This is a genomic window from Flavobacteriales bacterium (assembly GCA_016704485.1).
Taxonomy (GTDB): Bacteria; Bacteroidota; Bacteroidia; order Flavobacteriales_F; family PHOS-HE28; genus PHOS-HE28.
In genome coordinates, this window is record JADJAA010000001.1 from 575,538 (window position 1) to 596,284 (window position 20,747).

Sequence of the window (20,747 nt, forward strand, 5' to 3'; positions counted from 1 at the left end):
TTTACTGCCCGTGCCGGAATGCGTGTTCCTGCACTTTTAGCACGTGTAGAACGAAAGGGAACAAGGCATCCATGGTCTCTTGCGCACCGCGTGTTGATCCGGGTAACGTGATCACCAACGTGCGACCGATCATTCCGGCGATACCACGTGACATGATAGCTAAAGGCATACGATCCTGCCCATATGCGCGTGCGGTTTCCATGATTCCCGGTATTTCGCGATCCAGGATCGACGCTATCGCATCCGGGGTGTTATCCCTAGGAGAAAGTCCTGTACCACCGGTCGTAAGGATCAGGTCAACACCCAACTTGGCCCATTGCTGGACTTGTGCCTTGATGGGATCGGTATCATCCGGAACCGTTGCGACTTCAATAACATTCAGGTTCAATTGCTCCAACCGCTCTTTGAGCCTCGCTCCCGCAGTGTCTTTCTTCTTACCCGCAGAAACCTGATCCGAACAGACCAGCACCGCTGCTTTCCGAGGTGTAGCAAAATCGTCCTTCCAATCACTTTTGCCGCCTTTTTTCTCTACCAACCGGATGCGATCGATGGTGATGCCTTTGTCGATCGGCTTCAGCATATCATAGATCGTTAGTGCCGCTACGCTAGCGCCATGCATGGCTTCCACTTCAACCCCGGTGCGGTATATGGTGCGCACTTTCACGTTTATGATGATGGAACTATCCGTGACCTCAAAATTGACCTCGGTGTGTTCCACGGGTAATGGATGGCAATCCGGGATCATGTCCGAAGTGCGTTTTACACCGAACAAGGCGGCAATTCTTGCTGCTTCCAACACATCTCCCTTGGGCACTTTCTTCGCTCGTACGACATCGATCGTCGTTGTGGAACTCACGGTTACCGTGGCTTGCGCAATGGCCTCACGCAGTGTTGTTGATTTATGAGTGATGTCGATCATGAACGATTCGTTTTCCACTTGTGCGCATCATCATCGAACAATTCGCGACCGAAGATCGGTAGTTCCTTCTTCACCGCATCAACAACGAAAGCGACCGCTTCACGCGCTTGCCGACGATGGGGTGCACTGGCAAATACCATGAAACATAATTTCCCAGCGGGGATCCTTCCCAGGCTGTGGTACACATGCAAACAAGTTATTGTCGGCCACCGATCGAACGCATCTTCGCGGATCGCGGTCATGCGCTCCAATGCCATGTCCTTGTATGCGGTATACTCGATCGCCGTGACCGTATTCGCTGGTCGATCCATACCAGAACCTGCATCCATATACGCACGGATCTGACCTAGAAAAATTTCATGCGCGCCGATATCCATGCGCGTTGCATGCTTCGAGATACTTTCTGAGATGAAGCCTGGATCGATGGCTCCTTCAATAAAAATGTCATGCTTCCGATGTGTGCTCTTCTCTTTCATCCTCCTGCGAATGGCGGTAGTACCGCGATCTCTTCATCACCTGAAAGTTCCATTTCACCATGCACGATGGAACGATCGACCGCAATGCTATAGCTCAGGTCGTTCAGCCCATTGATGCGTGTTCCCAGTTGATCACGGAGCTCTTCCATGTTCTTCGCGTTCAGTTCAAGTGTTCCCACCTCCGCACGTTCCGCTATCATACCGAACAACAATACTTGCATGGCTCAAAGATCGCTCGGAGAGTTGATGTTGCGAAATAAATTCAAGGGCCAGCCGAATTTTCCAGGTACGATATCCATGAAATGCGTATCCACCGTAACCAGTGCATCGCTCAACCGGTAGCTCCCTTTGCTCAAGCAATTCTCGAACGATTCCAGACTTCGCTTGTGATAAGCCGCCGCCATCGGTTCTACTTTTCCAGCATGTCGTGGAACAATGGCATCACCACCGTTATCCAACGCATTCTTCAACTGGATGAGTAGGCGATCATTGATGGACGGCATATCACAGGCAGTGACCAATACTTTCACATACCGTGCATGCTTCAATGCCGTCGCAATACCTCTTAGCGGCCCATCACCGGGGGAATCATCCGGTATTACATGCGACCAATGTTCTGCGTATTTTTCTGGATCACCGATCACGATCACTTCTCGGGCCAACGGCCGTAACCGCTCGATACCAAGTTGCAACAACGTTACACCTTCATGCTCGATCATCGCTTTGTCATGGCCCATTCGGCTGCTTTTACCACCGGCAAGAACAACGCCTGTCCAACCTCGATCGCTCATTTCGGTAACCAATGTACTTCGATGGGATCGTCCTTCAAATACGACCGCCTGTTCTCCGGAACATAGGCCAGCACATCGGCATGTACCAAGCTATGGAGCATGTGTGAACCTTCGTCTCGCAGTAGCTCCACATGACCATCGCGTACGATCGCTGCACGGAATTCCGCACGATCCCCTTTTACGACCAGTGGATCGCGGAGCTTCAGAACATTGCTCTTCAGTCCGGGATCTGCTGCACCTTGCATCGCTTGTAAAAATAGCACTACGTATTCCCAGAACAAGACCATGACAGCGCGCGGATTTCCGGGTAGACCGAAAACGAACTTGCCGTTGATCCTTGCAAATAACATCGGCTTTCCCGGCTTCTGGGCTACGCAATGAAAGATCAGTTCCGCACCCATTTGCTGCAGCACCGGTAACACCAGATCATGATCACCGACCGAAACACCGCCAGTACAGATCACGACCTCAGAAACTTCCAACGCACGTTCGAATGACCAGCGCAATTCATCCATACTATCGCGTGCGGTGAAAACCTCATTCCCTGCGCAGCTAAGGACTTCCTTCAATGCTACGGATAACATGAGGTCATTACTGCTGAATATTTTTCCAGGTGCTGGTGTAGCACCTGGCTCAGTGAATTCTCCACCCGTTCGAATGATCGATACCTCAGGAACGCGACCCACAGGCACAGTGACAACTCCAACGGATGCCAACAGACCGATCGCGGATGCATTCAAGAAGGTTCCCTTTACGACTACCGTTCCTTCCGCTTTGATCTGCTCACCTTGCTTGCGGATATTCCCGCCCCGAACCAGGCGAGCATCATCAACTGTGATCATATCTCCGTCCCGTGTACAATACTCCTGCATGACCACGGTATCGGCTCCTTCTGGCACTTCGGCACCGGTGAATATCCGTACACACTGGGCTGGACCAACAGCGTTGTCCAACGTACCACCGGCCTGTACTTCATCACACACCTGCATCGGGCCATGTACATCCTCAAAGTGGAACGCATAACCATCCACCGCACTGCAATTGAACAACGGATGATCGAATGGTGCACGAATATCAGATCCTGCAAAATGATCGGACGCCTTTGCGATCGGAAGGTCGATCACCACTGGATCCGGCACTGCCGCCATCATCAACCGTTTTGCTTCCGATACTGATATCATGCCCAGAACAATTTTATGGAAGCCAGGAACAGAACGAAACCCAGCAGCTGCCGTAGTCGTGGTTCATTCAATCGCTGTGCTCCAAAATAACCTCCGGCCAAACCACCGACCACTGCGGCCAGCACCCATCCGACCACTTCATTACCCAACTCCATTCCATCCATCGCGATCCGTAACACGCCACTTGCGCTATTCACGAAGATGAACAACGCGCTTACCGCTGCGGTCTCTTTTGCATTCGCCCATCCCAAAAGCAGGATCAATGGACTAAGCAGGATCCCACCACCGATGCCGATCACTCCGGATACAAGGCCCAACACCGCACCAGTGATCAATGCCAATGGTATGTTCACCTCCTTGCTTTTTAAAGGTGCACTCCCGAAAAGCCCAACGAGCCTTGCCACCGCGAACAACAAACAAACTGCGAGTATCCGTTTGTAAATAAGTGGATCGACACTGATCCCTGCGCCGATGAACGCAAATGGAACGGATGCTAGCGCGAACGGCCAAAAGAGCTTCCAGCGAAAATGACCACCGCGTGCAAATTGTGTGAATGATATGGCGCTTACGAAAAGGTTCATGATCAATGCGGACGGCCTCATGACATCCTGCGAATAACCGAGCAACGCCATTACAACCAAATAACCACTTGCTCCACCGTGACCCACTGATGCATAGAAAAAGCCGATCACGGCCAACACACTCAATACAAGAACTGCATTCATCCGCGTATAATGCGTTGTTGATCCGCTGCTATGAGTTCTGGATCATCTGGTTGTTGAGGCGGTGCTATACGCATCCATCGACCGTGCTTAAGATCGCAAATATCCATGTGATCCGCGCCTCCATTCCCGCCGTTGATCAGATCCGAAATGCGCCATGCCATTAGTGCTGCTGCCATGTTCGGTACCATTACCGGTACGTTCTGCATATCGCAACCATCCTGATCCATTCCGATCTTTCCGGGATAATAATCGCGCAGCCCGAACCCTTTTCCCCTTGGTACCAGTGGCACATGCAGCGTTAATACCTGGAACTGTTCCGTGAAGACGGATCCGCTTACCAATGGAAGTTCATGTTCCTCACAATACCGATCGATCAGCACGCGCGCATGTAGATCATCCGTGCAATCGGCAACAACGGAAGCACCCCGAAGCAATTCATCCGCATTGGCTGCTCCGATGAACTGCGGAATGGGAACGATCTTCATTTCCGTAGCGGTATGTCGCATCCGTTCCGCAGCTGCCTCCACTTTCAGGCGATCAATATCCGATGGTCCATAAAGCGGTTGGCGCTTAAGATTGGAGCGTTCCACTGTATCACCATCAATTATGGAACATTGATCCAAAGGAAGTGTTGCAAGCATCGGGATCAGCGCACAGCCTACAGCCCCTGCCCCGATCACAATGACATGCTTATGGCCATCCTTTTCTCCCATGCGACCAAGTTACTGCGATATTCCTGGTTGTCCGTTCTCCTTCATTGGTCTTGGAACAACCCCCGGCAATGAAAACAAAAAGCTCCCGACCTGGATCCAGGTCGGGAGCTTTTCAACTTTTCCATCGATGCTATTACTGCAGCACGATCTGATGAACACTATTGCCTTCCGCGTGTTGAACACGGATCACATATTCACCGCGTGAAAGATCGCTGAGATCCATGTTCATGCGACCATTCTGTTGTGCGTCTGCAACATTGATGCTGCGGACCAAACGTCCGGTGACATCCATTATTTCAACGGTCACCTTTCCTTTCACATCACCAAAAGCCATGGTAATGTTGTCGTGTGCCGGGTTCGGGAAAACCTGCACAAGACCATTCGCGTCGTTCTCATCCAGGCCAACTGTGCCAACGAATACGACGACTTCCGTCAACGGACCTTCGCATGTAACCCCTTCACTGCTCACCTCCCAATCATAGAAGAAGTAATAGTATGCGGTCGCATTCGCACCACCAACACTGCTGCTTGTGATCTCGCCGACAGTGCCCAAGGCATAGGGATAGGTAGGGTTGCTGCCCAACGCATCGCGCCAAAGTTGTGGGTTACCGCCAACAACACGCAAGCCGTAAGGACCACCAGCTGGTACAGCGAAATTGAGATCCACACGGCTTTCACCATCGGGAACGCTGAATGAACCCGTTGCCAATGTGGCTCCGGTGTTGTAGTTCGTCAATGCAATGGTCCGGTTACCCGCACCACTTGCATACACCTTTACCGAAACAAGCGTGAAGTCCTCGAATGCACTGAACACTTGGTAGTTGTCCGCATTGGTATGGTAGGCACCTGTTGTGCTGTTATCAACTCTGCCTCCGAATGCTTGTCCACCACCGTATTGCGTGCTCGATGATGCCCAATACGAAGTTGTCGTGTTCAATACTGGCGTATCATAGCTGTTACCTGTTCCAACAACGGCACCGCCTGCGGCCTGATCGTACCACGTGATGTTATCACCAACGGCAGATATCTGTGCTGTGTTCCCAATTGCGATGGAAGCTCCTGTTCCACTTGGAGCATCGGGTGCATCAAGGACCGAAACGCTGATCGCATCACTTGTGAATGCACCGCACGTTCCATCGATCGTAACCGCGTATGATCCGGCTTCTGTAACTGATATCGTTTGTGTGGTGGCTCCTCCGGTCCACGTATAGCCTGATGCACTGGATGAGGTCAACTCGACTGATCCGCCTTCGCAGAATTCCGTCTCTCCAACTACTGCTACACTTGGAGTTTCATCCGGACTCTGTTGAACGAAAATGCTTGCCGTACCCGTGCAACCAGTGCCATCATCCACCGTTACCGTGTAATTTCCTGGTTGGGAAACGGTAATGCTCTGGGTCGTCTCCGCATTGCTCCATGTATAGTTGAACCCTGCATCCGCAGTGAGTGTTACTGAATCTCCATTTCCACAAATGATCGGGGCGCCTGAAGTGGCGATGGCAACCGTTGGACTGATACATAGGTCCTCGATCACCACTATGGTCTGATCCACTGCAAGATCAGTGAAGGTTTCCACCAGCCCACTTGGCCAGTTGATGGTCATGGTAGGGATCGTGGTAGCGTTACCAATACCGAAATTACACGCAAAGCTCGTTACAATTCCATAGCTCTCACCAGCGCGGACCTCACGTATCTGCGTGCCCCAAGGACCTGTTATCGTAACGCGAGCACCGATCGCATCCCGATTGCTTTGGACACCCCGCAACTGAACGGTGAACCAATGATTAGCGTTCGTGTTATTCAACCACAAACGATCAGGATAGCTAGCATCAGAATCGATATAACCACCACCATAGTTCGCGAACACGTCCTGGAATCCATCATTATTCAGATCTCCTGTAGCGAAGCTGTGCATGCTCTTATTGCTCGGAAATGTGTTGGCTATTTCCGTAAAGGTGTTATCCGCATCATTCATGTAAACATGTGCACTGCCCGAGCCACCAGCGATCATTACATCCAAGAAACCATCATTATCCAGATCAACGAATTTGCTCTGCAAGAAGAATCCGGAAACCTCCATTCCGCAACCCGCCGTGATATCCGTGAAGTGACCGGTTCCATCATTCTCGAACAACTCGATCGTACCATCGTGTGTGGTCACGACCTGGTCCAGATCCCCATCATTATCAATATCCCCGAAATCGGCGGACCAGGATTGGCTCTTGTTCAACAATCCGAACTCCTCCGCTTGGTCGGTGTAGTTGTTATTGCCATCGTTAACGAACAAGCGGTCCCAGCGGCGTGGATCTTCTGGATCATTAACCCCTTGGCGGCAATGTGCAATGAAAAGATCGAGGTCACCGTCGTCATCAAAATCGATCCATACGCTACCGTAGTTGCCGCTCATATCGGATACCGGATCCGTCGCATAATTTATGTAGTTATTATACGGCAAGCCACCGTTCTGGTCGTTGATCCACGTTTTCGAGGGACCTACATCATTACAAGCGAAGTAGTCATTATAACCATCGTTGTTAATGTCGGCGATATTCACGCATTGGGTGAACAGCGACCCATTGTTCAGGTCGGTAAGCGTACTAACGCCAACACTTGCTATGCTCAAGAAATGTGTTCCGTCGGAATTTCCTCCGCAGACAAGGTCCTTGTGCCCGTCGTTGTCCATGTCGCCAATGGCCATTCCCCATTGCCCGGAGTTTGAAACCGTTCCGTAGTCCTCTAGTGTGAACGAACCATCCGCATTCTGATAATCCACATAAAAATGTTTACTGTCATGCAACTTGGCTATGTCGTCCAAGCCATCGCCGTTCATATCAACAACTCCCATGCAACCACCACTCGTAGTGGTATTGCTGAGCAAATTGCTAGCATTGGTAAATGCCACCTGACCGTGGCCAAGTAACGGTACTGTAACAAGGGATAAGGTTACCCAGAGGGTAGAATTCAATCGCATGATCTAAACGGGTTTAGGTTCCTTCGTGAATAATTAGGGGTCGCAAGTTACTGGCAAGGTAAAGAACTTGGTCATTCACGCACCTTTCCATTCTTTGCGTATTGTGGTGTTCCTGAGGTGGGTTCGTGAACCTCTGAACCTTCAGGGTCGCTTTGTCTGCGGATGCTCTCCCGGTGCACGGAGTCCATGAATTCCTTTACGAACGCGGCACTTAGGCCAAGATCCGCAGCCAGCCGAAGCTGCCGATCCATGATATTCTCCCACCGCTCCGGTTGCAAAATGGCCACTTTATGCGCCCGCTTATGGTCGCCGATACGCTCCGCAATTGCCATTCGTGTACCCAGTTTCTGGGCGATCTCCTCATCCAACTGATCGATCAGGTCGCGCAATTCCTGCAACCGGTTCTGCATGGGTGCTGTAGGCCGCGAGGTCCGGAAGATCAAACTGTTGATCAGTTCCTTATAAGCGGAAGGCGTTAATTGCTGCTGCGGATCGCTGAGTGCATGATCGGGATCGGGATGAACTTCAAGCATCAAGCCGCTCAGCCCCAGATCCAAAGCTTGCTGGGCAATAATAGCCAGTTTGGAACGCTCTCCGGCAATATGGCTCGGGTCGCAGATGATCTCCAATTCCGGGTAAGCCGCCTTCAGCCGGATTGGGAATTCCCACATGGGACTATTGCGATAAGGCGTACGCTCGAACCAATTGAAGCCGCGATGCACCGCTGCAAAACGGGTAACCCCTGCCTGCTGCAACCGTTCCAAGGCTCCGATCCATAAATGAAGGTCCGGGTTGATGGGGTTCTTAACGAAGACCGGAATATCCGTACCGCGCAACGCATCCGCGATCTCCTGCACACTGAATGGATTGGGGGTTGTACGCGCACCTATCCACAGCATATCCACTTTCGCTTTCAATGCAGCTTCCACGTGTTCAGCGGTTGCCACTTCTACCATGGTCAGCAGCCCCGTTCTCTCCTTCACCGCTTTTAACCATTCCAAAGCGGGTGCTCCAGCGCCTTCAAAACTACCGGGCCGCGTGCGCGGCTTCCATATTCCAGCTCTGAACACGTTTGCGATACCACTTTCCACTATGCCTTGTGCCGTGGCCAATACCTGCTCCTCGCTTTCCGCACTGCAGGGGCCAGCGATCATCAATGGCCGCTCCAGCCCTAACCCCCATTGTGAGAACGGAATAGGTTGCAGGCCAGGGTTCGATGGATCGGGCATTTGTGCAAAGGTATCTTGTGATGTGATTACTTATTACTTTCACCACTGCATGTCGCTTTCTCTTGGAAACTATTCTCTCGGCGTAAATGCTGATGGCAAGAACTTCGAACGAAAGTCTATCAATCCATGAGAATGAAGTTCATACTGTTCCAGTTCATTTTTTCTACTTTATCTCTAACATGTGCTGCACAAGATTGGCAATGGATGAAGCATATTGGTGGAACGGGTGGAGAATCCGGACGTATTACCGCCGAAGATGAGGAGGGTAATATTTACGCCATAGTCGGATATGCGAGAGACACTCCTGGAAACATCAATCCTGTTTCACACAGCAACTGTTATATTGATGGGGATACGGTTCTTGGGAGCGCAGATGCTTTTATCGCTAAATTCGATTCCAATGGTAGTTTAATCTGGTTAAAAAATTGCATCAGCCCAACTGGTTCAATAGCAATTGCTGATCTCGTCATCGATACGCTTTCACAATCCATTTATGCGATTGGGACCTATGTAGGGGGCTGCGTGCTGGACACAATTACAACTTATGCTGGAAATTATGCTGGCGTTATGCTCAGCAGCTGGAGCTACTCAGGTAGTTGTTTATGGGTAAAGAATGTAGCTACGTCAAGCACAGACCTTAATGGGGCGAAGTGTGTTGGAAGGTCGGTTGCGTTAATGTCCAATGGGCAAATCGTAGTATCTGGGACCACCACCCAATATGCCCAGACTTTCGTTCAAGGCGCTCTTTATGCATACGGCTCATTCATTGCTGGGTATAATTCAGATGGGTCACCGCTTTGGGCTCGACAATTTATTGAACAGAACTCTGGATTGAGTTCGTTATCTGTAAACTTGGATAATCATGGCGCTAGGCTATATGCATGTGTTCCTTATGGCGTGAACTCACAGGCGGACACCGTTTCGTTAGATACGCTCATGTTGGTTGGCGGCTCGACACCTGAGCAAGGTTATTTGCTTTCGCGGATTGACCCGGTTAATGGTGATATATTGTGGGTATCGAGAGAGGGAATTGGAGCCAATATTGCATTAGTGAATGAGCCAATAGCAATTAATGTAAATGGGCAGTTGGCCATGGTGGGTATCTTTAGCGACACCGCCATATTTAGTATTGATACGCTTCTTAGTGCGAACAATTCCGGATGGAGTTCATTTATTGCAATACATGATTCTTCTGGAGCACTACTTTCTGCTAAAGCATACCAATCTTCAGGTGGTGTAAGATTCGAGAATATCGCCTCGGATCCTCTGGGCGGGTTTTACGCCACAGGTATTGTACAGACGGGTTCAGGGAATTGGGATGGTGTGCCCATTTCGGTTTCGAACCAAGCGGTATTTATAAGCAAACACACTGCAACCAGTAGCTGCCAAGGTATCTTTACAGATGGCACAGGTGCGTTCAATACAAGCAGTCTGCTACCTACAACAAATGGGCTTTACTTAGGCTTAGGTTTCCCGGGGCAAAACCCGACCGGATCCGTTACACTCGGTGATTCCTCGTTTACCACATACGGTTACAAGGATGCCATTTTGGCGAAGTTAGGTCTAATAACCAGCGTTTCTTCTTACAGTACCGAAGGGCAGGACGACCTGCTCATCTACGCCAACCCCAACAATGGTTTGTGTACGGTAGAATTACCACTAAACCTTCGGTTTACCCCAAACCTGAACCTTGTTATTTTTGATGCACAGGGTAGGCAAGTGCAACGTATTCCAGTTACCACCGGCAGCGATGGCGTACGGTTAGATATTACCTCCCAAGCCAAAGGCATGTACCATGTGGAACTAAGTGATGGCGTGCAGCGGTATAGTGGTAGGATCGTTTTTGAGTAACAAGGGGAAGGTTGAGATAGAACCACACCACCCATCACCAGCGCAGCACCACCTTACCCATCGTCTTGCCGCCTTCCAATGCAATGTGGGCTTCAACCAATTGTTTGGCATCATACTCCTTGTACACGTGCGGGCGGATCACACCCGTTGCATGGGCATGAACCATTGCATGAAGGCATTCAGCAACGATCTCTGGTTTGTTCTCGCTGATGCGTAGCATGTTGATGCCGAGGATGCTTTTGCTTTTCATCATCAAAAAGATCGGGAGCATGAGTCCCATGCGCCAAACAAAACGCAATGTGCCGAAGCCACCGATCGAACCACGTTCCGCGCCACCGAACAAGACCAACCGACTGCCACTTCCCAATAGTTCCATATCCTGTTTGAAGGAGGACCCGCCAACGGCATTGAAGCTCACGTCGAGGCGATTTTTTCCAAGTGCTTTTCGTAGCTGATCATGAGGATCACCAATGCTGCGATCAATGATGTGGTGCGCGCCCAAGCTTTGCAGGTACGTGCGCTTCTCCGCTCCACTTCCAACAGCGAATACTTCGCAGCCACTGTGTACCGCCAGTTGGGTTAACAGCTGCCCTACTCCACCTGCCGCGCTGTGTACCAATACACGATCTCCTTTACGCACCGGCGCCAGAATACGCGCTGCATACCACGCCGTACACCCTTGTGTCGCCAAGGCTGCTGCTTCGCCGATCGGCATGCTGTCCGGAATACGCGCTGCGGCGCGGTGATCAGTTACCACTTCTTCCGCATAACCGCCGAACCGCGTCATGGATACCACGCGTTGGTCCATCATTTCTTTGGATACAGCAGAGCCACATTCGGTAACACGACCAACAACTTCATATCCGATCACACTGGGCAATGGAGGTGCTTCGCGGTACATTCCTTTTACGGCCATAACGTCGGCGAAGTTCAATCCGAAGCCTTCAACTTGAATGCGAATGTCGTTGGGCCCAATGGGTTTGCTCGGATGATCTTGTAGGACAAATGCTTCTTTTGTATTTCCGTGTTTGACGAGCGTATAGGCTTTGGGCATTTTTGATCAGCTTGTTATTGGTTATTGGTTGTCCGTTATTGCTGTCTGGATAACTCCTTGATGAAATAGACGTTAACGCACGTTATACTGGGCATGCAGACAGCAAAAACCGACAGCCATCAACTATCCCTTCCTTCAACTACGATCACGAATTCTCCGCGGGGTTCTTTTGCTGTAAAGTGTGCACTGAGTTCCTCCAACGTGCCGCGAACGGTTTCTTCGTGTAGTTTGCTTAGCTCGCGGGAAACGCTTGCTCTGCGGTCACTGCCCAGTACTTCGGCGAGGTCTTTTAAGCTGCGTAGAACGCGGTGTGGGCTTTCGTAGAAGACGATGGTACGTGTTACGGAACGCAATTCTTCCAATCGGGTTCTTCGTCCTTTTTTTACGGGGAGGAATCCCTCGAACACGAACCGGTCGCATGGCAGGCCACTGTTGACCAACGCTGGTACGAAGGCTGTTGCGCCGGGGAGACATTCTACGGTGATGTCATTTTCTATTGCTGCGCGTACCAGAAGAAAACCGGGATCGCTGATGCCCGGTGTGCCTGCATCACTCACCAATGCGAACCGCTCGCCCGATCGCATGCGCTGAACCAACTGATCTACCATGCGGTGTTCGTTGTGCGTATGAAAACTGATGAACGGTCTGGTAATTCCCAGGTGCTGCATCAACCGACCGCTAACTCGCGTATCCTCCGCAACGATTGCATCGACCTCGGCCAATACTTTCTGTGCACGCAGGGTGATATCATCCAGGTTACCGATGGGCGTCGGAACCAGTGTTAGCGAAGATCTTGATGCGGTGCTCACTTCGTGCGGGTTATGAATTCCTTGAGCAATGCATACACTTCAGGAAACTTGGTTAGTGGCAATGTTTCGGGTCTGTCGAAGACATCGTGGTACGCTGTTATGCCGCCCATGGTGTAGATGAATATGGCTGGCACGCCGCGCTTCACGAATGGGCAATGATCACTATTGCAGGAAGGTCCGCGCGCTTTCACCTGCGGAAGTAACTTCCTTTTCTTGTTGATCTGGACGAGCTTATCAAAATGCTTTTTTTGTTCAGTCGCGTTCACCACCATGATGCCGTCATCGCCTGTGCCGAGTATATCCAAGTTCACCATCAACTTCACTTTCTTAAGATCGAACAACGGGTTGCTCGCGCAATAGTTGCTGCCCATCAGCCCGGCCTCTTCGCCTGCAAACGCGATGAACAGCAGGTTGTGTTCAGGTGGGTGCGCTTTGAACCATTCCGCCAGACCGAGCAACATGGCAACTCCACTGGCATTGTCATTCGCGCCAGGAAACAGCGCATCCGGTCCCATTTCACCGAGGTGATCGTAATGTGCCGAGATGATGATCCATTCATCGCTTGTTCCCTTGATGATACCGAGCACGTTCTCCGCTTTGTGGGCTAACAGGAATTTATTCGTGATCGCTAGCTCAATGCTTTTGGTTGTACTCAAGATCTTCGCGGCCTTTATTTCGATCAGCGGAAACGTACGTTCTTCCTGCGCAACACTCCATGTCAACTTGCCTTCAACAGGCACGATCACCGGGCAAATTTGCATCAACTCGGCTTTCCATTCCGCCTGCATGCGCAACGTATCTGCATTCTTGGTCGATGCAAAGCGAAGGCATACCGCTCGACCGGTGATCGCCTCAAGTAATGCATCGCTCTGTGCTGCGTCATCCAATTCTTCCAACGTGTAATGAACGAGATCGAATTTTCCCGATGCCTTTCCACTCGCTGGGTCAACAATGAGATTAACTCCGGAAACAAGTCGAACACCATCAACGGCAACTTTCACCGTATCCGGGAAACTATTGACATTGAATTCGAAGGGTTGCTGATAGCCTGTTCCGAACATGCCCAAACCGATGCGCGCATATTCTTTGGCGATCCATGTTGATGCGAGTCCGTCGCCATTCGAAACGTAACCTCTGCCATGAAAGACCGGGTCAGTGAGCGCATCAACCACATGCCGTGCATTCGCCAGAACTTCTGAACGCGGTTGCGCATTGACGACCGTTGTGCTGACAACTACACAGATCAACCAAGTTCGGATCACCGACCAAAAGCGATGGTGTTGCATCAAGAATACCGCCGCTTAACCAATTCCTCGAACGTACTCAGCGCTTCCGGGTCCGCGGGTTTTTTCAGTTTCGCAACTACCTCGTCCGCCACAAAGGCCTGCGCAGACTTGAGGTCCCCGAAGCCATTGAGCTTATCGATGGACTTCTCATACGTGATGCGATCACCGTTGAATAATTCAGCGACGAACCAGAACTTGTGACTTAAGGTGATGATCTTCGACAAATCCGCCGTTGAAGCTTTTTCCATCTTCTCGGCGATGGTCGATCCGCTTGCTGGCTTACGGATCTTCGGCTCCGCTGATGCTGGAAAAATGATCTCCGGGATCGACTCTTCCGCTTGTGTGGCTTCGATCGCATCGATCAGCGATGTCTGTCTTTGCGAAACTTCCGGCGGGCGTGTATCCAATCGTAGCGGCCTTTCAACTTCTTCAACCTTCGGAACCACAACGGCCGAACTGGCTTCAATTACTGGTGTAGGAGAAACTTTCAATGCTGATTCGCGGGCCTTATGCCGAAGCACCACCAACCGTTCGAATAGCTCGCGGGCATTACCGCACGCGGATTCCAGGCCTTCCAACCCAAGCGCTCCGGCACTCAATAGCCGCTCACTTTCGGTCAATGCCAAGAGGATCTCGTTGATCTTACGGTACTTGTTGTCCTTTGCCATACGGTGTGCCCAAGATATATACGGAAATGTATGTACGCTCCAACGCGAAGATCCCTATTTTCGCGGCACCTTGCAAACAATGTTCCATTCAGAACTTCTTTGCATGTTCTACCATGTTCTTGGAGCACACCGGAATACACACGCAGCGGAAGGGTTGGATCGAAGTGATATGCGGCAGCATGTTCTCCGGAAAGACCGAGGAATTGATCCGCAGATTGCGCCGTGCAGAATTTGCGAAACAACGCGTTGAGATCTTCAAACCCAGCGTGGATACACGGTATGCGGAGGCCGATGTGGTAAGTCATGATGCGACGACCATCCGCAGCACGCCCGTACCCAACAGTAGCAATCTGCTCTTGCTGGCCTCGGATGTGCAGGTTGTCGGTATCGATGAAGCGCAGTTCTTCGATGCAGGTCTTCCGTTGGTCTGTCAGCAACTCGCGGATCAAGGTGTGCGGGTGATCGCAGCTGGGCTCGACATGGATTTTCAAGGAAATCCGTTCGGCCCTATGCCTCAATTAATGGCTACGGCGGAATACGTGACCAAGGTGCATGCGATCTGCATGCGCTGCGGGGAATTGGCCACGTTCAGCCATCGCACCACGGCCAGTCAGGAGTTGATCGTGCTCGGTGAAACCGATAGTTATGAGCCATTGTGCCGTACGTGTTTCGTGAACGCACATCGCACCGAAGCCGTGGAGCGAACACCCGATAAAGCGCAACGCTGATGGCCACGCGCGGTCATCGACTTTCGGCCATTGCCGCAGCGCTTGGTGTGGCTTACGACCAGATGGGTGAAGACCCGTTGATCGAACACATCAGCATTGATTCACGGAAACCGTATCCACCGGAAAGCACCTTGTTCATTGCCTTGCACGGTGAGCGCCATGATGGACACGCCTACCTGAATGAACTCGCTGACCGCGGGATGCGTTACTTTCTCGTGAATGCAAGTTCGACCGTTGACCTGCCTTTTCCTGTGTTGCGTGTCCGCGATACGCTTCGCGCATTGCAGCGTTTAGCAGGTTGGCATCGCGCACATTTCCGTGCACCGGTCGTGGGAATTACCGGAAGTAATGGCAAGACCGTTGTGAAGGAATGGCTGTATCAGCTCTTGCGTGGAAAAGAACATATTGTACGCAGTCCGGGCAGCTGGAATTCCCAAGTAGGTGTACCCTTGAGCGTTTGGGAATTAGGTCCGGAACATACGCTCGGTCTCTTTGAGGCAGGCATTAGCAAGCGCGGTGAAATGGAGCGTTTGCGATCCGTGATCCGGCCTACCATTGGAGTGATCACCAACGTTGGTCCAGCGCATGGTGAGAATTTCAAGGACGACCACGAAAAAGCAGTGGAGAAGCTCGGCTTGTTCCACGATGTGGATGTTCTCATTTACTGTGCGGATCATAAGGTGATCGCAGAGGCATTGGAACGGACGGGACTTGCACAACGGGTAACGGAGCTCGGCTGGTCGCGTGAGAATTCAGGATGGTTGCATGTGCTGCACGAAGAAACGCTCCAGGACAGAACGCTGATCACGGTAAGCAGAGCGAATGATCAATTCACATTCGAGATCCCGTTCACGGATCACGCTTCGGTGGAAAATGTTCTGCACTGCGTTGCACTGTTGCTGCACCTTGGTCACGATCCGGCTTGGATAGCGGAACGCACACCGCACCTAACGCCCGTGGCGATGCGTCTTGAGGTATTGGATGGCGTGAACGGCACCACCTTGATCAACGATGCGTACAGCAATGATGAAGCCTCGTTCGCAATAGCGCTGGACCATTTAGGCATGGTTGCCCAAGGCAGGCCAAAGACCGTGGTGCTTACGGACATGATCGAGAGCGGCGGGAACGCTTTATCGTTGTATCAGCGCGTAGCGGATCGCATGATCCGTTCGGGTGTTGAACGTGTGATCGGAATAGGTCCTCAACTGAATGCACATCGTGCCTTGTTCCCTTCGGCATCACTTTTTTTCGCGGATACGACCAGTGCTTTGAATGGTGTGGATACTGCAGCTTTTGCCGGCCACGCGATCCTGATCAAGGGTGCCCGCACATTCGCGTTGGAACGGTTGGTCCAGCACTGGCAGCGCCAAGTTCATGGAACCGTGTTGGAGATCGACCTGGAAGCAGTACGCCATAACCTGAATCATTACAGAGGGTTGATCTCACCACCGACGCGTACCATGGCGATGGTAAAGGCATTCGGTTATGGAAGTGGGGCATTGGAGCTGGCCCGTTTGTTCGCACATGAACAGGTACATTACCTCGGCGTAGCGTATGCGGATGAAGGGGTCGAACTTCGGCAGAACGGTATTCGCTTGCCCATTCTGGTGATGAACCCCGAACCCGTTCCCTTTGAAGCGCTCCAACGTTTCCGATTGGAAGCCGAAGTGTTCGATCTGCGTTCGTTGGATGAAGCGGAACGGATGATCCAGCAACATGGTGAAGCACCACCGATCCACATCAAACTGGATACCGGCATGCACCGCTTGGGATTTACTGCGCATGAGCTGCCCGAATTGATCGACCGTTTAAGACAGAACAGGAAGTTGAACATCGTTGGGATCTTCTCGCATTTGGCAGCAAGTGAGGATCCTGCATTGGATGCATTCACGCGTGAACAGATCGCATCGTTCACGAACATGGCGGATGCGATCTGTGACGTGGTGGACACTGTTCCATTAAGACACATCGCTAATACAGCAAGTATCTCGCGCTTCCCCAAAGCCCATTTTGATATGGTGCGTCTTGGCATTGGCCTTCATGGAATTGCATCATCCGCGCACGAAATGGCGGCATTGCGAACGACAACGACCTTACAGTCACCGATCGCGCAACTGAAGACATTGGCTCCTGGTGACACCGTTGGTTATGGACGAACGTGGAAAGCGGACAGCGTGGTACGGATCGCAACACTTCCGATCGGTTATGCCGATGGGCTTAGCAGGCGGCTCAGCAATGGAAAAGGTCGTGTGTGGATCAATGGCAGAGCCGCTCCGATCGTTGGGAACGTATGCATGGATATGGTCATGGTCGACGTTACCACTATACCGTGTTCGTCGGATGACATGGCGATCATATTCAGCCCGGACCATCCGGTAACGGAATTGGCCAAGGACATGGATACGATCCCGTATGAAGTTCTTACCTCAATTGCACCGCGCGTGAAACGGGTGTACTTGCACGGGTAGGTTCTAGCCCAATAAGGTCACTACGCCTTGGATCGTTACAATTGGCAATTACTTTTATGGCTGCATACCCTATCTCTAGTAGACCGGGTCCACTCACCTTCTTCGTGATCCACGCGCGTTTCCTTGCGTCGTTTTCAGCAATCCAATTTCAGAATCTGAAAGTTGCCGGATGATCCCAACTACCGGCCTGCTTCTCGGCCAATAGCCGTAAGTTTGCAAGACATCCTCTTTTTCAACTCAACTTATGAAGCAATTCTTCGCGTTCGCCTTGATCGTTCTTTCCTTTTTGGTGCCTAATTCCGCTCGGTCACAAGGGCCTTCCATCGTTCCTGGCGACATCATGATCATGCTGACTCCTGGCGCTAATGTGAACCAAATCGTAACCGATCTGGAAGCGATCAAAGGCATACCGACCGGATTAAGAGTAGAAGGTATCATCAGCGAACCCATGCGTGCATGGTTATTGCATTTTGATGCGGTGGACATTGATCAGAACCTGATGTTGCGCGAATTGCGGAGGCACCCACTTGTGCAACTGGCACAGAACAACCATGTTGTTAAAGATCGCATTGTGCCGAATGATACACAATATGCTCAGCAATGGCATCACCAGAACATTGATAGTGAAACCGCTTGGGATATCAGTACAGGAGGCGTAACGGCCACCGGCGATACCATTGTGGTATGCATCATCGAGGATGCTGATCTGCCGCATGCCGACCTCATTGGAAATGCGTGGTTCAACCATGCAGAGATCCCCAACAACAGTATCGATGACGATGGCAATGGCTACGTTGATGATTTCCGGGGATGGAATACACCAGGAGGTAATGATGATGTCTATGGCGGCGGGCACGGAACCCAAGTGGCCGGAATGATCGGTGCATCCGGCAACAATTCAATTGGCGTTGCAGGAGCGAATTGGAACGTAAAAATGATGGTGGTGGATTATGGTGGCGTGCAAGAAGCTGCCGTAGTAGCTGCATACACCTATCCGTGGGTAATGCGCCGTAGGTATAACCAGAGCAATGGTGCCGAAGGTGCCTTCGTTGTAGCAACGAATGCAAGCTGGGGCGTCGATGGTGGCGACCCGGCTGATGCACCATTGTGGTGTGCGATCTATGACTCACTTGGGGCTCAAGGTGTCCTTAACTGCGGGGCTACATCCAATTCGAACGTGAACATAGATGTCATCGGTGACCTACCCACTGCATGTGCTAGCGATTTCATGATCAGTGTTACCGCTACCAATGCTTCCGACAACAGGACCTTTTCCGGTTATGGTCTAACCACGATCGATGTTGGTGCTCCAGGTGAAGATGTGCGGACCACCTCACAAGGCGATGGCTACGGATCCACATCCGGAACTTCCTTTGCCAGTCCATTGACAGCAGGTGTGATCGGGTTGTTGTACAGCGCACCTTGTTCTTCGCTAATGAGCTTGGTTTCCGGTGATCCTGAGGCAGGGGCATTGTACATCAGGCAGGTCTTGTTCGATGGCACCGAACAAGTTGGTAATCTGGCCGGACAAACAGTAACCGGTGGGCGCATCAGCGCAGGTAACAGCATACAGTTGATCATGAATGGATGTGGTACTTGTCCTTCACCGTACAACCTTGCTGCTGCAAACCCGTTGATCGGCGAAGCCACTATGTCCTGGAGTTCAACAGCGGGAACCGTCTTCGATCTTCAATACCGACCGGTAGGAACGCCCACTTGGGAACTGGTGTCCGGATTAACATCACCGCAGTACACCGCAAGTGATATTCTAGCATGCATCCAATATGAATTCCAAGTACGGGTCGATTGCGGTTCGGAAATGAGTGAATTCAGCTCTTCCTATGTATTCCTTTCAGAAGGCTGCTGTAGCGTGCCGAGCAGCCTCGCACTTACCAGTACTACCGCAAATTCAGCAGTGGTCTCTTGGCCTGGAGTGGCTGCAGCTGTCACGTACGACCTACAATATGCATTGCAAGGAACCACCGATTGGACCATTGTGCCCGGGCTAACTACAACGCCATACACCCTCCCGGGATTGGATGGATGCACACCTTATCAAGTTCAGATCCGAAGCACATGCAGCGGCGAACAAAGTGACTGGTCCGATGCATTGCTTTTCACGACTGCGGATTGTGGTGATTGCGTGGACCTGAGCTATTGCCCTTCAGCCGGTGGTACGGATGAAGAATTCATAGAGAGTGTCGCGGTCGGTGGCATTTCAAATACGTCCGGTAACGATGGTGGGTATGGCGATTTCTCTGGCCAGAGCACACCGATGTACATTGGACAGACCTACTCCATTACGCTTACGCCCGGATATAGCGGTTTCCAATACGGTGAATGGTTCTCTGTCTATATGGACTTCAATGCCGATGGGATATTCAACGTCTTGGAGCGCGTCTACAATGCAACAGCTACGACCACTGCTGCGATCACTGGCGACATCACCATTCCATTGACCGCGTTACCTGGTATCGTTCGCATGCGCGTCATCATGCAATATCAATCAGAGATCGCGAGCGGATGTGAGGCTACATTCGAGTTTGGCGAAGTAGAGGATTATTGCGTGTTATTGACCGGGGATGTTGGCGTTGACCAGATCGCGGAGGGCACCACGATCAACGTATTCCCAGCTCCAGCGGATGCAGAGGTCATATTCGAACTTGGCAGCGAGCAGGACTTGAAGGATCTTATCCTAAGCATTCACGATGCCAGTGGCAGAAAAGTGGCTGACCAACGCGTTCGTACAGGACGGAATGCTTGTCGTACTGCTGCATTCGCCAATGGAACCTATACCTACCTCATTGGCAATTCGGATACTGAGCTGGCACGCGGCAAGCTCGTCGTGGTGCATTGATACATATCCAGCGTGTATTTG

17 protein-coding genes are annotated in these 20,747 nt (G+C 51.4%); 4 read left to right on the forward strand and 13 right to left on the reverse strand.

What is annotated here, in order from left to right; all coding sequences use genetic code 11:
• Position 1: 1 nt before the first annotated feature.
• The 9 genes from IPF95_02550 to IPF95_02590 all read right to left on the reverse strand — a co-directional run bounded on the left by IPF95_02550 (position 2) and on the right by IPF95_02590 (position 9,005).
• The gene (locus tag IPF95_02550) at positions 2-919 is read right to left on the reverse strand and encodes a bifunctional molybdenum cofactor biosynthesis protein MoaC/MoaB (GenBank protein ID MBK6473573.1); all 918 of its coding nucleotides are present in this window, start codon (positions 917-919) and stop codon (positions 2-4) included.
• On the reverse strand, positions 916-1,395 hold the full coding sequence (locus tag IPF95_02555; protein ID MBK6473574.1) for a molybdenum cofactor biosynthesis protein MoaE: 480 nt from the start codon (positions 1,393-1,395) through the stop codon (positions 916-918). The genes IPF95_02550 and IPF95_02555 overlap by 4 nt, the downstream gene beginning before the upstream one ends.
• Complete coding sequence (locus IPF95_02560; GenBank protein MBK6473575.1) at positions 1,392-1,616, reverse strand: MoaD/ThiS family protein; 225 nt, start codon at positions 1,614-1,616, stop codon at positions 1,392-1,394. The genes IPF95_02555 and IPF95_02560 overlap by 4 nt, the downstream gene beginning before the upstream one ends.
• A 3-nt stretch (positions 1,617-1,619) precedes the next feature.
• Positions 1,620-2,186 carry a molybdenum cofactor guanylyltransferase gene (locus IPF95_02565; protein MBK6473576.1) on the reverse strand — a complete coding sequence of 189 codons (567 nt, stop codon included), beginning with the start codon at positions 2,184-2,186 and terminating at the stop codon, positions 1,620-1,622.
• Positions 2,183-3,367, reverse strand: a complete 1,185-nt coding sequence (locus IPF95_02570) for a molybdopterin molybdotransferase MoeA (GenBank protein MBK6473577.1) — start codon at positions 3,365-3,367, stop codon at positions 2,183-2,185. The genes IPF95_02565 and IPF95_02570 overlap by 4 nt, the downstream gene beginning before the upstream one ends.
• A complete protein-coding gene (locus tag IPF95_02575; protein MBK6473578.1) occupies positions 3,364-4,092 on the reverse strand; it encodes a sulfite exporter TauE/SafE family protein in 729 nt (242 codons plus the stop codon). Before IPF95_02575 ends, IPF95_02570 begins: the two co-directional genes overlap by 4 nt.
• The gene (locus IPF95_02580; protein ID MBK6473579.1) at positions 4,089-4,805 is read right to left on the reverse strand and encodes a ThiF family adenylyltransferase; all 717 of its coding nucleotides are present in this window, start codon (positions 4,803-4,805) and stop codon (positions 4,089-4,091) included. Before IPF95_02580 ends, IPF95_02575 begins: the two co-directional genes overlap by 4 nt.
• 133 nt (positions 4,806-4,938) lie before the next feature.
• A complete protein-coding gene (locus tag IPF95_02585; GenBank protein MBK6473580.1) occupies positions 4,939-7,776 on the reverse strand; it encodes a VCBS repeat-containing protein in 2,838 nt (945 codons plus the stop codon).
• Between the two features lie 71 nt (positions 7,777-7,847).
• The gene (locus IPF95_02590) at positions 7,848-9,005 is read right to left on the reverse strand and encodes a bifunctional 3-deoxy-7-phosphoheptulonate synthase/chorismate mutase type II (GenBank protein MBK6473581.1); all 1,158 of its coding nucleotides are present in this window, start codon (positions 9,003-9,005) and stop codon (positions 7,848-7,850) included.
• Between the two features lie 132 nt (positions 9,006-9,137).
• Between IPF95_02590 and IPF95_02595 the strand changes: the two genes are divergently transcribed.
• A complete protein-coding gene (locus tag IPF95_02595) occupies positions 9,138-10,856 on the forward strand; it encodes a T9SS type A sorting domain-containing protein (GenBank protein MBK6473582.1) in 1,719 nt (572 codons plus the stop codon).
• A 34-nt stretch (positions 10,857-10,890) separates the two neighbouring features.
• On the opposite strand, the gene IPF95_02600 is transcribed toward IPF95_02595, so the two are convergent.
• The 4 genes from IPF95_02600 to IPF95_02615 all read right to left on the reverse strand — a co-directional run bounded on the left by IPF95_02600 (position 10,891) and on the right by IPF95_02615 (position 14,673).
• A complete protein-coding gene (locus IPF95_02600; GenBank protein ID MBK6473583.1) occupies positions 10,891-11,910 on the reverse strand; it encodes a zinc-binding dehydrogenase in 1,020 nt (339 codons plus the stop codon).
• A 119-nt stretch (positions 11,911-12,029) separates the two neighbouring features.
• Entirely contained in the window at positions 12,030-12,719 is a 690-nt protein-coding gene (gene rsmI, locus IPF95_02605) for a 16S rRNA (cytidine(1402)-2'-O)-methyltransferase (GenBank protein MBK6473584.1), read from the reverse strand.
• The gene (locus tag IPF95_02610) at positions 12,716-13,981 is read right to left on the reverse strand and encodes a M28 family peptidase (protein MBK6473585.1); all 1,266 of its coding nucleotides are present in this window, start codon (positions 13,979-13,981) and stop codon (positions 12,716-12,718) included. The genes rsmI and IPF95_02610 overlap by 4 nt, the downstream gene beginning before the upstream one ends.
• A 23-nt stretch (positions 13,982-14,004) precedes the next feature.
• A complete protein-coding gene (locus tag IPF95_02615; protein ID MBK6473586.1) occupies positions 14,005-14,673 on the reverse strand; it encodes a hypothetical protein in 669 nt (222 codons plus the stop codon).
• A 113-nt stretch (positions 14,674-14,786) separates the two neighbouring features.
• Here IPF95_02615 and IPF95_02620 point away from each other — a divergent pair, with 113 nt between their 5' ends.
• From IPF95_02620 to IPF95_02630, 3 genes are all read left to right on the forward strand, one after another.
• Positions 14,787-15,401 (forward strand): thymidine kinase, encoded by a 615-nt coding sequence (locus IPF95_02620; protein ID MBK6473587.1) that lies wholly within the window; start codon positions 14,787-14,789, stop codon positions 15,399-15,401.
• Complete coding sequence (locus tag IPF95_02625) at positions 15,401-17,869, forward strand: bifunctional UDP-N-acetylmuramoyl-tripeptide:D-alanyl-D-alanine ligase/alanine racemase (GenBank protein ID MBK6473588.1); 2,469 nt, start codon at positions 15,401-15,403, stop codon at positions 17,867-17,869. The genes IPF95_02620 and IPF95_02625 overlap by 1 nt, the downstream gene beginning before the upstream one ends.
• 244 nt (positions 17,870-18,113) lie before the next feature.
• Complete coding sequence (locus tag IPF95_02630) at positions 18,114-20,726, forward strand: S8 family serine peptidase (protein ID MBK6473589.1); 2,613 nt, start codon at positions 18,114-18,116, stop codon at positions 20,724-20,726.
• Positions 20,727-20,747 lie beyond the last annotated feature (21 nt).